The 17,865-nt window shown below is 56.1% G+C and carries 1 protein-coding gene (only partly in view); it reads left to right on the top strand.

From position 1 onward, the window contains the following. On the top strand, nt 1–17,865 hold part of the coding region annotated (locus AC2A1E_RS19825; RefSeq protein WP_484385180.1) for an Ig-like domain-containing protein (this coding region is incomplete at its 3' end). The annotated region extends 16,698 nt beyond the left edge of the window; 17,865 of 34,563 annotated nt are visible.

The following is a 17,865-nucleotide window of genomic DNA, read 5'->3' as shown; positions in this document are numbered from 1 at the left end:
ATCACGCCGGATCAGGGGGGCATTGGTGACGACGAGCATCGCTGGGTGACGTTGGATATCTACGGGGCACATTTCAAGGCCGGTGCGCTGGTTAAGCTGTCCCGCCCTGGGGTTTGCGAAGCCGAGCCCGATCGCTGGCAGGTGCTGGATGCGACCCATATCCGCGCTATTTTTGATTTGCGTAAGTTCCCGGTCGGTTTGTACGATGTGGTGGTCACTAACCCGGATGGCCAGCGGATCACCGAGGCACAGCGTTATCTGGTGGAGCGGGGCATTGAAGCCGATGTCACCATCGGCATGGGTGGCTACGCCTCGCTGATCCCAGGTGAAAACGGCCTGTACAGCATTTCTCTGCAAAGCCTGACCAACGTTGATACGCCTTATGTGCGCTTTGATTTTGGCTCCCCGGAAATGGGCTACAGCGAAGATGTGCTGAGCGGCCTGAGCTTGCCATACGTGGTCTTCGGCAGCAACGTGGCGGGGCAACCTGCGGGCGTAACCCTGGATACGGCAGGCAATACCCAGACCTACGGGCAAACGCCAACCGATGGCACCACGCGGCAGGATATCCCTTGGGCCAGCCTGGATGGTGCGCAGAATCTGGCCGGTTATAACCTGGCTCCTGGTTATGCGTTTGATGTCTCTGCCGGTGGTTTTGTTGGCATGAGTTTCAATGTCCAAACCTACCCAGGATTAGCCGAATGGATGGCCTATGATTTTGAAGGTCTGAGAGACAAACTCTATCTGTTACACCCGGAATGGAAAGCCGAAGGCTTGCTGGATAATGGGGTGCAGGATCTGGACAAAATTTCACGTGGGCTCACCGCAAAATTCCTGTCGCCAGAACCTGAAGTGCACCTGACCAAAGTGGAAACGATGGCGCTGCCGTTCCGTTTCAATATTACCGCGGCGGCTACGGCGATTACCCGCGACGAGTTCATTGCGGATCAGGTTAAACATGCGCAAAAACTGCGCGCGGCTATTTTGAGTGATGCACAGGCATCGACGACGTTGGCGGTGTTGGCGGCAGACGAAATTCAGTGGGTCAACGGCTGGCTGGGGGCGCTGGAGGCGGCGGGGTTATTACGCCCGGTCAATGAAGCGCCACCGATCCGCAATAATCCGCTGGTGCTCAGCCTGAATGCCACCTTGGCGAGCGGCATCTTGCTGTCGAAAGGCGGTGAGAGCTATCGCACGCAGGCGGATCTGCTCGCTTTCTTTACCCAGGTACAGAAGTGGTATGGCGATACCGCCCGCTATGCAGGCGATCCCGATGCGGCCAAAGCCGGCATCGAGTATTGGGAAGAACGTCATGATGACGAGGGCAACAGCGTCCTGATCCCGGTGCCGAACATGGCCGATCCCGCGCAGTTCGATCTGAATGCGCAACAGGATACCCACTTTATTAACTTCAACGTCTTTACCGGCGGTGTTAGCGAACTGGAATACCTGCGCCATATCGGGGTGCTGGATAATGAGTTCCGCCCGGTGGATGCGCAAGCGCTGAACCTGGCGCAATACCTGCTGCAAACGTCACAGCAGGAAAGCACGGCTACCGGCATCAGCGTGCGTGGCCCGCAGGCGATTACCGCTGCGGATGGTAACCAGTACGTGCCTGTCGATACAGCCCTGCCGTATACCGTTTCGTTCAGTAATGCTTCAACCTCCCCGGCCGGGGAGTTAAGGATTGTCACCCAGTTGGACAGTGACTTTGACGTCCGTTCTTTCCGGCTGGGGGATATAAAGATTGGCGATATCAATATCCATATCCCGGCGGGCAAGGCCGTTTTCCAGGGGGATTTCGATTTCACCGCTAACCTGGGTTATATCCTGCGGGTCAGTGCCGGGGTGGATATGGAAACCCATATTGCCACTTGGCTGTTACAGGCCATCGACCCGGATTCCGGCGAAGTGCTGCATGACGTTACCCGCGGTTTGCTGATGGCCTTGGCGGGCGTGTCGCCAACCACTGCCGAACAGCAAAGACGCGGTTTTGTCAGTTACACCATCAGCGCCACCGGTAATGTGGCCTCTGGCGCTGAACTGGTGACCTCTGCGCGGATTATCATTGATGCGGCACCACCGATCGACAGCACCTCTTCTTCGGTCAAATTGGATGCCAGCGCTCCGCGAACCCAGCTTACCGTGAGTTCACTCGGCAATAACACCCAAGGCGCGCCGACGTTTGACGTGCGCTGGCTGGCGGAAGATGACGCCAGCGGCGTGAAATCGGTCACCCTGTATGTGGCGGAAAATGGTGGTGACTTCAAGATCTGGCTGCGTCAGGTGGCCGCGGATGTCACTCAGGCGCTGTTTACCGGTGAAACGGGTAAACGCTATGAGTTCCTGGCGGTCGCCACCGATCGTGCCGGTAATCGCGAGGCGGTGAGCGTCTATCAGGCAGTGCTGCCGGACGACGGTGCTCGTCAGCAGGTGATCGAGGAGCTTGGTGCCAACGATTCGCTCAGCCAGACGGCGGAATTACCGCTGGCCACGCCGGATCGCAGTTATCCGGCTAACGCCTTGTTTGAGCAGGCGGCCCAGTACCTGCCGGGCGCGGTGGCCAGCAGCCAGAAAGGGGATTTGCAGACCGTACTGGCGCCGTTCACCCTACGCGGCTTTGCCGACGGCTATGGCAGCAGTGAGGCCGATATTGGTGCTCAGGCGATGGTTGAAATGCCGGACCACAGTTTCCTGGTCAGCGCCGGTAGCCTGCGTAATGAAGTCTACAGTTATGCGGTAAAAGGCGGGCGCAGTACGACACCGCTGTTCACGCTGGATGCACCGATAGTGGACATGGCGGTAGATGCCTTCGGGCAACTGTGGGTGATGACCGGAGCCGAGCTGTTGCAGGTTGATGCGGCCACCGGTGCCATCCTACAGCGGCTGACCGGGCCGGGTGATGAACCCTTGACTCACGCGCTGGCGATCCATCCGCAGAGCGGTGAAATTTATCTGTCGTCAGGCAACGGTATTGAGATTTTTAATCCGCAAGCGACCGATCCGAATCTGGCCTGGCGGCACTTCAGTAATCTGCGCGTCGGCGATCTGGCATTTGGCCCCGATGGCCGGTTGTGGGGCGTGAAGTGGAGTGGCGGTGTGATTTCGGGAACTGCGGTAAATGCTACCACCGATATCGTCAGCTTCCCGATGACAGGGCGCAATATTGGGCGTGCCGAGCTGGAGTATCGCCTCAGTGGCACTATCGATAGCATCGCCTTTGGCGCTGCGGGCACGGCGCTGGAAGGGGTATTGCTGGCATCGAGTAATCTGAAGCAGCGCCCGGTCACCGGTACAGGGGCCGATGTGCCGCACCAGTCCGTAGTCTGGATGCTGGAATTGGCCAGCCAGCGAGTCTTGCAGTTGGCAAGCGGTGGAACGCGCGGTGAGTCGATTATCGCCACCAGCGATGGGCGTATTCTGGTAGCGCAAACCGGGCATATTGATGAGATAGCGCAGGCGCAGGCACCACAGGTTACCGCCGTCAGCGTTCCTGATGGTGCGCTGGTAGCGTTGCCAATGAACCGCATCAGCGTGGTCTTCGATCAGGATATGTGGGTCGGGGACAGCAGCCAGCCGGGCAGCGTACTGAACCCGAACAATTACAGCCTGACGTTGCTGGAAGAGGGCAAGGAAACCCTGTTTAACCCGCTTGCTGTGGTGTGGGATGCGGCCACGAACACCGCCTGGCTGGATGTGAGCACATTACAGGCGGGGCAGTATCAGCTTGAGATCAAGCCAACGCTGCAAAGCGAGTTGGAAATCCCGCTTTCGCTGGCTTACATCAGCAATTTCACCGCGTTAAACGACATGAGCAGCCAACTGCGGCTGGAGTTTTCCAACACCCGCGCCGATCGGGCGACGGGAGAGATCAGCTACGACATTAATATCACCAATATTGGCTTTGACGATCTCAACGGGCCGTTAATGCTGTTGCTGGATCCAGGCCGTTATTTTGACGGTGGCGTGACCGGGGGAACCCTTGGGGATGGCGATCGTGCCGATCTGTGGATCCTGGACTTAACGGCGGCGTTAAAACAGCTCGGTGGCAAATTGGCCACCGGGGCGACGCTGCACGATCAAACGGTAACATTGGTGCCTGCCAGCCTGTTTGCCTCAAGGGAAGGGCTGGCCGATCTGGTGAAAGTGAACCTCGGTCATGGGGTTTATGCGGTTCCGCAGGCCAATATTCCGCCGCAGCTCACGGTTGCCGGAGTGAGCAATCCGCAGTTGCCTTCTGCTTTTGCGCTGCCTGATGCCAAGGCTGGGGAAGCCTGGACGGCCGAGATCGAAGCCATTGACGAAGACGGCACGCGTTTTTACTGGCAACTGATTCAGGCCCCGGCGGGCATGCGCCTGACACCGGCAACCGACGTCACTAATGACGAAAATGGCTATCACAACCGCGCCACCCTGAGCTGGACGCCAACCGCCAATGCTGACATTGACAGTGAAATACTGGTGCGGGTGCAGGACAGCCGTGGTGGGGTCGCTTACCGCTATTATCAGTTGACCGTGACCGATGGCAATCATGCGCCGGTTATTCGTTTATCCGGCGATCAATCGTTGGCGGAAGGCCAGACCCTGACCTTACCGGTGATGATCTCGGATGCAGATGGCGACACTCTGACCTTGATGGTGCGCAATTTGCCAGCGGGTGCGGTGTTTGATGCGGCCTCTGGTCTATTGAGCTGGACGCCGGGCTACGATCAGGCCGGGGTTTATAAAGGCATTACCGTGACTGCCAGCGATGGCAAGCGCACGGTCAGCCAAAGCCTGACGATTACGGTCGCACAGGCTTACCCGCAGCCGCTGCTGCCGCCGATGGCTGAACAGATACTGCGCGAAGGCGATAAATATGCGCTGCAGTTAGCCGGTAGCATTCCTGGTGGCGCCAGCCAGCCCGACGGTGTAACGGTCAGGTTGGAATACAGCGTGCCTTGGCTGCCGGGCGGTGCCACATTGAACTCTGAAACCGGCTGGATTGAATGGACGCCGGGTTATAACCAGCATGGCAGCTACAAAGTGCCGGTGACGCTGATCGCCAATTGGACAGCGTTGGATGGTAAGGTCAGCAAAACTGCCATCACGCGTGAAATCCTGTTCACCGTGGCCAACGCCAACGGCGCACCGGTTTTTGCGCCAACGGAGACCTGGAATGTCCTTGAAGGCCAGCCGTTGCGTATCAGCGTGTTTGCGTTTGACCCTGATAATCCGGATTTTGAACCGAAAACCCGGTTGCGCCCGGAGGGCACGGCCTTTGGCGGAGACACCACCGCAGCAACGGTACAATACAGCGTCAGCGGTTTGCCGGAAGGCGCGCAGTTTGACGCCGAGACGATGGAAATTGTCTGGACGCCGGGTTATACCCAGGCCGGAAGCTACAGCATCACGGTGACCGCCACCGATGAGGGCGATGGTACCGGAGTGCCCGCAGTCAGCCACCTGATTGTGCCGATCGTGGTGGCGAATACCAACCGTGCGCCACTGGTGGGCGATATCAGTAACGCCTTTATGGATAAAGGCGACGTGCTGGAGATACCGATCAATGCGGTTGATGTGGATGGTAATCCCGTTGAACTGACGTTTGTCGGGCTGCCTGCCTTTGCCAGTTACATTCAAAATACCTCTGAGCCTGGCAAAGCCAGCGGCATATTGCGGTTTGCCCCAGGAGCCAACACGCGCGGCGATTATGCAATTACCGTCATCGCCAGCGATAACGGCGATGGTAACGCTAATCAGGTACTGACGCAGAGCGTGAGCTTTGTGCTGACGGTGCGCAGTGAATCCGAAGCACCGGTGCTGGTGGCACCGAAGCAGATCGTCGCTCTGGAAAATCAACCGCTCTCTCTCGATCTGTTAGTGACCGATCTCGATCAGGATGCGTTAACCTGGAGCTGTGAAGGGTTGCCGCTGGGGGCGACGCTGACCCCTGGCGTGCAGTACGGCCACGCGACGCTCACCTGGACGCCAAGCGCGGAAGATGCTGGCGTGCGCGATATCACGATTATTGTCACTGACCGTGGTTTACCGCCGCAGGATGCGGGTTACACCAACCCGACCAATCCGGTGCCTAACGAGGTGCGGCATACGCTACGTATCGTCGTGCGTGAAACCAACGCTGCGCCAAATGTTCTGGGTCTGGAAGTTAATGGGCAGCCATTGGCTGAAACCGCTCAGGATGAGGTTGTACAGTTAACCGCCAGTGAAGGCGTGCCGCTCAATCTGGTCCTGTACGGTTACGATCAGGATGCCGATTGGCTGCAATGGTCAGCCGACAACTTACCGCGCGGCATGGTCTTTACGCCAGCGGCCAACGGCGCGCGCGCAGAATTGAACTGGTTACCAGACTTCTTTGCCGCACAAGAGGGCAATACCGGTACGCCAGGGCTGTGGCGCTTGGTGGTCACCGGCAGTGACGGTGCTGCCAGTTTCTCCCGTACGGTAGAAATCACGGTGGCCAACGTCAACCAGACTCCGCGCATCCTGCCGTTACCGCTACAGTTGATCAACGAAGGTGAAACGCTCAGCTTCACGGTGCGCACGGTCGATCCCGATCTGGATGCGGTGAGTTTGAGCTTGGTCTATGACGAAAACACGCCAGCCGGTGTGCATTTCGACGCGACCAGTGGTTACTTTGAATGGACGCCGACCCAGTCGATGGTGGATAACCTAGCCACCAATAACCGAGCCATCACCTTTACCTTTAAAGCCACTGACGGTAGTGCCATCAGCTTCCAAACGGTTCAGGTCCGCGTATTCGACGTAAACCGTGTGCCGCAACTGAGTACCAGTAATCATGCGGTGGTCATCGGAGATACCTTTAACCTGCCGATCGTGTTTGGTGCAGCGGCGAATGGCGAGATCGCGGCCAACGATCCGGATGGTGAAGCGCAAACTCAGGCACTGACGTTCAGCTTTACCAACCTGCCCGAAGGCGCAGAATACGATAGCCGCAATCAACGGCTGATCTGGACGCCGGGCCCAGGGCAAATGGGGGATACCGTAGTGACTGCGGTAGTCTCCGATGGTTATAGCAGCACGCGGCAGACCTTTGTGCTGCGCGTGGTGGCCGAAGCGGCCAGTAATGTGCCGAAGATCCTGATCGCTACCACGCCGGGAACGCCGGTATTACCGGGGCAAACCGTGGTGGCAACGGTACGTACCGAGTCCTGGAGCGCCATCAGCACCCTTGTGGTGCAAATGCGCGAAAGTGCAGACGGTGCCTGGCAGGATGTGGCGCTTGATGCGGCGGGTCGTATCAAGATCGCCCCATCAGTACCTGGGCTGATTGAATTGAAAGTGACCGCGACCGATCGTGACGGTTTTACCGCCACCACTCTCCAAACGTTGCGGGTTAAAGATCCACTGGATAACGCAGCTCCGCAATTGAGCTGGGGCGGCGCGTTGGCTCAGGCTCACGAGGACGGCGCACCGCGTACGCTGACGCAGGCGACGGCGTTACTCGCCCAGATTGCTGAAAAGCAGTTAATGGGTTGGCAATTGCAAATCGCCGTTGCCGGTAGCAACCAGTGGCAGATGTTGGCGCAGAATGATAATTCGGCTGCGTCCGTTAATCAGATGCTGACGTTGGCTAATCTCGACCCGGCCCAGTGGCGCAACGGGGTTTACCAACTGCGTTTCACCGCCTGGGATCTGGTGGGCAGAACCAGTGAAATTAGCGCCAATATTATTATTGATAGTGTCGATAAAGCACAGGATCAGGTGCTGCAAACCGATGCGTTAGTCAGTTTGGCTGGCCATGACGTTGCGCTGGTGCGTCAGTGGAGTGCGGCACCAGAGAGTGCCAACAGTGATTTTGGCAACTGGACGTTGCCATGGCTAGACACCCGCCTGACTACCGATCAACCGGCCACCTTGCCTTCTGGCGCTACGGCCGCCTGGAGCGATGGCGCACGGGTATGGATAACCCTACCGGCCGATCTGGCGAATTCAGCGGCGGGAATTAAATCGCTTAGCTTCACCCTGACAACCACCAGCGAACGTTTGAGTACGGAAGCGGGGGCACCACAGGTGTGGTTGCCGCAGTTCACGGCCTCTCAGGGTTGGCAACTGGTGGCGCATGGCGATAATTTTGGCGCCTCCGGCACCCTGAATACCACCGAAGCCTTGGTGCGCCAGGGCGATCGGCTCTATAGCCAGGTGACCGGCATGCCTTGGGTACCACTCGGTTACACGCTGACCGGGCCGGATGGCACCCAGTATGATTTGGATCGTACTGGCCGCATCAACCGGATCACCTTTGCCGACGGCGTGAGCTGGCTGGTATCGGATACCGGGATTGCCACCGTTGGCACCCCAACGGTTGAACGCATTGATATTCAACGCGACAACAGCGGGCGTATCAATCGCATCGCTTATCCGGATGAGAACGGCGAGAGTAAAGTTCTGGCTTACCGTTACGACGGCAGCGGGCGATTGCTGCTGGTGCGTGTGCTTAACAGCACCGATCAGGGCACACCAATTGCTTACAACGCGGATGGCACGCCGATCGTTGAAACGTTCAGCGCCAATTTGGGCGCGGTAGTTAATTGGGGAACCAGCAACAGCAATAGCTGGCAGGGCACATTAGTGGCCGGGCAGAGTGCCGCGTTGGCCTTTGTGATCCGCGACAGTGAAATTGCCAGCACGGTTCACACCCCAGGAGCCGCCGGTGCGGTAACCCTGGCACTTGAGGCACAACTGCCAGCAGGCGCAACGCTGCAAGTGGCCGGGGCGCAAATTATTGGCACCACAACGCTGAACGGCAAAACCACCTATTTACTGCGGGTGACCGAAGCTGGCGTCAAGCTGATCCGCGTCAGCGGAACCGGTGAGGCACAGATCCGCCTGTCGATTGCCGGTGATGTAAACCTCGACGGCAAGGTAGATGGTGCAGACAGCACGGCATGGGCACAGGCGGTGCGCGACCAGAATCTTGATGGCGATTTGAATGGCGATGGTTTGCTCAATAGCGCCGATCGCCAACTGCTGTACGCCAATAGCGGTTTTGTGGCTAATCAGGCACCGGTGGCAAATGGGACGCTGCCAGAGACCAAAACCCATGTGGATCTCGGCGTGCGCGCAACGCTGGCGGATATTGCTGACGATCTGGAAGGCGAAACCGTTTTCTGGCGCATTATTGGTGGCACACACGGTAATACCAAGCTGGCCGCCGACGGGCAAACGCTGATCTTCACGCCAGAAGCCGGTTATGCCGGGGAGGCCACCATTCTGTTGCAGGCCGACGACGGTTTTGCCGCCGGAGCGCCGATTGAGCTGAAGGTCAATATCAGCGATGCCAAATTGCTGTACATCAACATTGCTCGCCTGGGGGTATTGGGCGTCGGGGAAAGCGTCCATCTGAGAATTACCGGCGATTTCGCCGATCAGACCGGCGTTGAGCTGTTCGGTTCTTACCTGACCATCACCACCCAGAATAATGCTCTGCTGCATATTGATGAGCAGAACATGATCCGTGGGCTGAGCGAGGGCGAGACGTTCTTCAGCGTCGCGGCGCGCGGCATTACGGCGGTGAATGCGCTGTCGGTGGAAACCGATCCGATCTGGTTATTCCCTTATCGCAATGAGGAGGGATTTGAGGTCGATGTCTATCCAAAAGCGCTGATACTGACGGAAAACGGCGGTGAACGGCAGCTAAAAATCAAGTCGATATTCGACAGCAGCGACATTAGCCTGGCGTCGTCAGGCACTCGCTACGTGGTCTCCGATCCAACGGTGGTGGAAATCAGCGCCGACGGGTTGATTAAAGCCAAAGCGGCTGGTGTAGCGCGGGTTTATGTCATTAACGGCGGCCAGCAGCGGATTATTGAGCTGCGGGTAGAGGCTCCACACCTCGGCGCGTTCGAGGTCAAGGCGCAGGATGGTGCCGTCATCAGCGATGGGGTGGGTAACACGGTGCTGATCCCGCCGGGTGCGCTGAATAAAGACGTCACGGTTTCCGTAACGCAATTGGCGCTGACCGATCTGGGGATGCCGTTACCGGCTCCGGAAGCCTTTGATGCCTTGGGGGCGATGCAGATCGATATCGGCGATAGCGATCCTACCTTGCCAATGCAGTTAGCGATGAAAGTGTCTGATACGGTCGCTGCCGGAACCGAAGTGTTCTTCTTACGTAAAGGCGTGATTGTTGACGAAAACGGCAAGTTGCAAGACATCTGGTGGGTGGTTGATAACGGCTATGTGGGAACGGATGGCGTGGCTCGCACCGCCAGCCCGCCTTACCCTGGTGTGATGTTTGGCGGCTCCATACTTTGCGTTGCCGCTACCTCGACGGTTGATGAACGAACCGGCGCAGTGACGACGAAAAGTGCGATTTTCAACACGGATATTTTCGTGTTGCAGACCATGAATATGGCGATGATGGCTCCTGTGGGGTTAGCAGGGTTGATGGGGGGGATGGCGGCTTCGCTGCTGATGGCCAGCCCGCTGTATATGCTGACCCGTACTTTTGATGGTGCCTATGTCCGGCGTGACGTGACGATGGCCAAGCAACAGGACTCGATCGAGTTCACAATCAAAGATCTGGCGTGCCGGGCACCGACATCACCGGTTATCGACGCGTTCTCGTTGGCGATTGACGATGCGGGCGTTGCCTCTGTCACCATTTCCGGGACTATCGAGCAGGACGAGGCCAACTCTGCGATGGCAAACTCAGCGAAGTACCGGCTGTGGATTAAGCCTAAGTACAACAGCTTGTTTGACCAACCGACTGATAGCCCAAGCCAGGGGATGACCTGGCAATTGCTGGGTGAAATGATGGGGGGAGAATTATCGGCACAAAACGGTCGATTTACCTTCAGTAACATCCAGCTCCCGGCCAATCTCGCCCTTTCGCAACACGTTTTTGTGGTTGAACGGGTGCCAGGTGGCCTGGATGACAATGGCGTGTTCCGTTTCCAACAAGCTGGCATGTTCAGTAATGCGGTTGAACCGAGTCGCGCAGAGAAGCCACGCTTAACGCTGACAACGGATAACGTTTCTATCGCTATTTTCCAGGACTCGGGGAAACCTGGAGCAGGCGTTAACGTATCGGATCTGCAACTGCTCAAGAAAATCTCGGTGGATGAAAAAGGTAATTCGCTGGAGCTCTCGGGATCGAAAACCGACCAGATCGTCCTGGCTGAAAATGACGAAATGGCTTACATCGCCGGTAGCCACGGGAAGATATACGTAGTTGACCTGATCCTGTGTCGCGTGGTGAATACCATCAGGGTTTCTGGTGGCGAAGGGGCCAATATCTCTTCGTTGGCACTGGCTAACGGCTGGCTCTATGTGGCTGAAGGGCAGCGGTATGGTTCAGGTGACAGTTCCAGGCTGATGCGGGTAAACGTTAATTTGGCCGATCCGCTCTATGTCTGGCAACAGCAGCAGGTTCAGGGGATCCCGCCAGGAGTCTGCGGTTATCTCGATCTGGCGATCAGTGATGGGCGGTATCTGGCTGTTACCGCTCCGGTTCAGCCGATCCTGTTGGATAACCGATCCTTTACCACTCCTAAAGGCGATGTCTATGTTATTGACCTGAGTTTTATCGACGTCAATGACGGGAAATTAGCCTCCGACGGCTTGAGAACCATTACTTTTACCGGCATGGGGGCAGGTAAAGGGCCGCAGTATATTCAGGCTGGTAATCTTCCGGGTGAGTTCGTGCTGGGGAGTTCGATGGCCTATGACCGGGGTTTTGGTTCAATTCATTTTGACGTTGACCCGACAACGGGTGAACTGGCTCCACGGGCGGTGATCAAAGAGTTGTTGCTGACACCGGGGGACCAGTGGACCAGTTCCGGGTATTGGCAGAATATTCAACACACCAACGGCGTGGTCTATCTTAACTACCAGGGCGAAGAGTACGCGCTGGTGGCGGATTATAATTTCCTCTATTACTCAGCAAGTTTCACTGTTGAGGAGTGGTTGGCGCCAACTCGGCAAGTTGGCGGGAAAATCGGCATTATCCAAGATCCGTTTGGCAAGAAAGGCGAGCCAAAATTCTTGGGTGCCACCACCCCAATTATGGGGGGCGCTCTGGATCAACTGGTGCTGTCATCCGATGGGACTCAACTGATCGCTACGGTATTCCAGGAAACGCCGCCGCGTGGTGTGATCACCTCTTCGTTTAACTCGGCGATAATGGTCTGGAATGTTGATGGTTTGATGGCGGCGGCGCTGGCACCGAACCTAAACCCGTTGAAGCCGATTGATTTGCAGGTGGCAGGCCAGCCGAATATTGCGGCGCAGCCTTTGCGGATTGACCAATACCTATCAACGGATGCTGAAAAAATGTGGGGGATCCATTCGGTCGTCCAGACCAGTGGCGTATTAGATCTCTTGTCACCCGGTATCAGTGTCGACGGCCTGGCAACACAGCAAGCTACTACGGAACCGACGTTTACCTGGAAGATTAACGGCGAGTCTACGATCACCAGCCTTAAGTTCTACCTCAGTGCACATTCCGCCGGGAAAGGGCTCTGGCCTGACGATCCGTTGCCGGAGGCGTTGGATGAAATCGGGCTGAAGGTCAATACCTATATAGAAAACACGTGGAATGGGGATGCCAATGCCAAGCGTATTTTCTCGCTAGAGATTACCGACCTGACCAAACTGCCGAGCTATATCACCTACGATAAAGACACAGGGCAGTATGCGTTGGATGCCACCAAGATCGCCGGTTTTAACCGCCTGACTGCGGCACAACAATACTATTGGGGCATTGAGGTGACGACCGACAACGGGGGAGACTATCGCGGATTCAAGTCGTTCGATGTGACTCCGGTTGCGGCTAAAAATGCAAACTCTTTCCCGTCGGTCACCGTTATTACGCACGGTTTTCAGCCACCATTAGGGAAAATCACCGCGACGGGTACCGCCTCTTTTGATTTAGCGAAATCCATCGTTGCCACCTCCGGCGGAACGATTATCATGCTGGACAAGGCCACTGGCCAGGCAAAACGGTGGGATCCGAAGATCGACTCCAGAACAGGGAAAGTGATAGATGAAGAATGTTTTACTATTATCGGCGATCTTGCCTCTATCGATAAAACGAAACCGTTAATTATTCTCACTGACTGGGCGCAAGAGTCTGGGATTAACGACTCCGGTTTTGCCGAAGCCGCTGCCAACGCGTTATTTGCCTTCTTGGTGAACCTGAATAGCAGCCTGCCGATCTTCAACTCGCCACTGCATTTTATCGGCCACAGTCGTGGCACATCGGTAAACAGTGAGGTGATTCAGCGTTTAGGGGTTTACTTCCCAACGGTAAGCAATATCCAGATGACAACGTTGGATCCCCATGAGTTTAATCAGGAAACACTCGACATACCGGTCAAGAGCATTTTGAATTTGATTGAGCAAGTGCTCGGTCTGGCGAATATGGCTACATTGGGTTCTCTGGGCTCACTGGACAATTGGGTGAAGGTGGCAGGTAACGCCGCAAAATGGCTTGGTTTTGGCACCATTAAGTATTCAGAGTTTTATGATCCTGATGCGACGGTATGGAATAACGTCAGCTTTGCTGACAACTATTACCAGACCTTGGGTTACGCGACAAAAGGGGCCTTTACACCGTCAATATTAGGCTTTACTGCTACGCCAAATGGCCGGTCTATCAGTAGTGCTGAAGTTGACGTTTTATTGAATGGGCGCGCCTGGTTTGAGAGTGACACGACACTCTACAATTTTGGTATCGCTATTCCGCACAGCCGGATACAGACCTGGTATTTGGGAACGACCGATCTTGCTCTAGAAAAAGGTGATGATCTGTTTGGATTCAGTAATTATATCTGGCGTGACAGTTATGATTGGCGGTATGAGCAAGAATCTGATTCAAATCGCCCAAGTTTGGTTACTAGCAAATTTGATGTTAACCAGGCGGCGGGTAACCCGTGGTACAACTCTTGGGAAACCTCGGCCAATTCTGCTGTTACTGACCATCTGTCCTGGGAAGGTGTTGGTGCTGGCTGGGCGTGGTCTGTATTAGGCGGTGCAACGCCAGAAGAATGGCAAGAATATCAGAAAGGTCAGAGTACGCAGGTTACTGTTAATAATACCGAATACGGCAGTAATAAAGCGGAGTATGGCATTGACGCCGGTACCGCCATTCCTTTGGTATTTAATGGCGATTTTCAGGCGAGCTATGCGCCGATTTATGGCCGACTCCCATTGCAATCATTGAGCGGGGTATGGACTGAAATACCGGGCTGGTCTACGCAAGGGGGGATTAAAAATACCGCGCAGGGATTATGGCTGGTACCTGGTTTTAGCCAAGATCGGTTCGATATGGTCGTCAACGAATTGTTGGCTAAAGGCAATACAGCGAATACGGTCAACAAGCTCAAAGATTTCTTTGTTAACTTAATTAAGGATGTCGGAAAAGAATTAATTGAGAATGTGCTGAAAAAACTGATCGCTATTCCGGCCAGTGAGTTCTTAAAAGAAGTGCCTAAGTTACTTGCCGCATCAATACAGGCAGAAGGTTTAGAACGCTATGCGCTGCCGAAAGAGGTGCTTAAGGCACTTAACGACTTGGGTGGAAGTAAAGGGAAGGAGGCATTAGTTAATATTCCAGATATCTTCATGATGCTGCAAGAGTACTTTATCGACTGGTCTTTCCGGGTCACTGAAAGTTCACCCCTGCAACATGACTGGATGTATTTTAGCGCCGAAGCCCAGCAGTTAGCATTTGATGTCCAGGCCGTAGGTGACTGGGATGAGGACACCACACTGCAAGTCTATTTTGAGTCTTCAGTCCTGTGCTTCCCAACAACCGCTTTTAGCATCAGCGATCTGGGCAGCGGAAGTACCAAACGCATTACAGTTAATATTCCATCCGAACTACGAGGACTGGCAGGGCGCTTTACATTCAGTATTGGAAGCCATTCGGCGCAGGATAACGCGGGTGTCGATATAGATAACGTGACGATCCTCAGCAGCCATTTATTAATGGCGGGATCTCCTGTTGACGAAACAGCCACCGCTCAATACAACGTGACATCCGATCTGACGGCGGTCAAAGAGGCGGCACTCAGCTTATGGCAGCAAGCAGGCATCAGCGCTGCCGTGATTGATTCGCTAAAATCCGTCGAGGTTGTTTTCGAGGATCTGGCGGCGAACGTGCTTGGCATGACGCGCTTCAATGCCGATGGTACGGCGGTGATCGCGCTGAGCCGTACCGGTGACGGGCGTGGATGGTTCCTGGATGCTACCCCGTTAGACAACGAAGAGTTTGTGGCGGCAGAGTTGGGTTCGCTGGTGGCGGTGGGTGAAAGCCAGAGCCAGGGGAAATATGATTTGCTGACCGTCTTGCTGCATGAATATGGTCACGCCTTCGGCCTGCGCGATTCGGTAGGACAGGCGGCTAACGATCCTGTTATGGCCGAAACGTTGAATGCAGGCGTGCGACATCTGCCTGCTAAGGCGGCACCAGCAACGGCAAGCTCAACGACGAATACGGCGGAAACCACCGCCACGGCGGCTAAGCCGGGAACGGTGACAGTTTATGGGCCAGAGGCTTATGCGGGCGCCACGCGCTCTACCGATGCTGATGTTAATACGGGGCTTCAATATCAACAGTTCAACGGTAACGAAGGCTGGAACACCACGGGTTCCGTGGCCTTTGAGCATGGCGCGGCGGTACTCACTGAATCGGCAACCACCCAAACCCGCCTGAACCAGGTGTTTGTGCTGGGGGCCGACGATCGTTATCTCTCTTTCACGCTGTCGGCGATTGCGCTGGATGATGTGGATAATGCCCCGGATGATGCCTTTGAAGTCGCGCTGATCGATGCAGCGACCGGTTTATCCTTGCTGGGGAGTACCGGCCTGAGTCATAACGATGCGGCACTGAATCTGCAAGCCGATGGCCGTGAGTATAAAGCCAGTGGGGTAACCACGGTGTTGAATGCCGATGGCAGCCGCACTGTGCTGATCGATCTGACGGGTATACCGACAGGAACAGTGCTTAACCTCTCCTTCGACCTGATCGGTTTTGGCCGAGGCGCAGCGGCGACCAGCAGCCAGGTTACCGTAGGGCAACTGCACTTGGGGGCCACTCCGACCGAGGAACTGCATGCGTATAACGATGCGGTGACGTTGGAGCAGGGCGGTAAAGTCACCATCGACGTGGCGGCCAATGACGTGGATAACGGGCGTGCTGGCGTCGCGCCGGTGTTAGTGACTGGCCCTGCGCACGGCAGCCTGACGCAGAACCTGGATGGCAGCTTTACCTATACCCCGGATACCGCCTGGTTTGGCCAGGATCAGTTCAGCTATCAGCTTACCGATGGCCAGGATTACTCCAACGTGGCGACCGTCACCCTGACGGTGACCGCCGTCAATATCAATCACACGCCAGTGGCCAACGATGCGCAGTTGATGCTGCGCCAAGACGGCAGCCTGTCGATTGATTTGGTGGCGTTGAGCAGCGACGTGGATGGCGATCCGCTCAGCGTTGCGATCGTGACGCAGCCTGCGCACGGCGTGCTGACGTATAACCTCGATGGCAGCGTTAGCTATACGCCAACCGTAGGTTGGACCGGCGAAGACAGCTTCACCTACTTGGTGAACGACGGTGAACTGGATTCCAACGTGGCGACCGTCACCCTGACGGTGACCGCTGTCAATATCAATCACACGCCGGTGGCCAACGATGCGCAGTTGATGCTGCGCCAAGATGGCAGCCTGTCGATTGATTGGGTGGCATTGAGCAGCGACGTGGATGGCGATCCGCTCAGCGTTGCGATCGTGACGCAGCCTGCGCACGGTGTGCTGACGTATAACCTCGACGGCAGCGTCAGCTACACGCCAACCGCAGGTTGGACCGGCGAAGACAGCTTCACCTACTTGGTGAACGACGGCGAACTGGATTCCAACGTGGCGACCGTTACCCTGACGGTGGCTGCCGTCAATATCAATCACACACCGGTGGCCAACGATGCGCAGTTGATGCTGCGTCAAGATGGTAGCTTGTCGATTGATTTGGTGGCATTGAGCAGCGACGTAGATGGCGATCCGCTCAGCGTTGCGATCGTGACGCAGCCTGCGCACGGCGTGCTGACGTATAACCTCGATGGCAGCGTCAGTTATACGCCAACCGCAGGTTGGACCGGCGAAGACAGCTTTACCTACTTGGTGAACGACGGCGAGCTGGATTCCAACGTGGCGACCGTTACCCTGACGGTAGCCGCCGTCAATATCAATCACACGCCGGTGGCCAACGATGCGCAGTTGATGCTGCGACAAGACGGCAGCCTGTCGATTGATTGGGTGGCATTGAGCAGCGACGTGGATGGCGATCCGCTCAGCGTTGCGATCGTGACGCAGCCTGCGCACGGCGTGCTGACGTATAACCTCGATGGCAGCGTTAGCTATACGCCAACCGCAGGTTGGACCGGCGAAGACAGCTTTACCTACTTGGTGAACGATGGCGAGCTGGATTCCAACGTAGCGACCATTACCCTGACGGTGAGCGCCGTCAATATCAACCATGCACCGGTGGTTAACTCTATCGCGGCAACACTGAAGGAAAATGGCAGCCTGATTCTGGATCTACTTGCTCATGCCAGTGATGCGGATAACGACCCGCTGACGATCACGGTGGGTTTACCGGGCCACGGGCAAATCAGTCAAAACCTTGACGGCACCTGGAGCTATACGGCAGCAACCGGTTATGTGGGCGAGGATGCGATTGAGTGGCAGGCCAGCGATGGTCAAGAGAGTGCTCGTGGTTGGATCCGGTTGACGATTATTGCCGCAGTGAACCATGCGCCGGTCGCACAGGATGCGGCATTGGCGCTGGACGAAGATGGGCGCATTACGTTGGATCTGCTGGCCTATGCCAGCGATGTGGACAGT

It is taken from the genome of Serratia sp. HNCC26DJ206 (genome assembly GCF_057180605.1).
The sequence above is the reverse complement of the archived record's forward strand: the minus strand, read 5'-3'. Positions and strand labels throughout refer to the sequence as shown.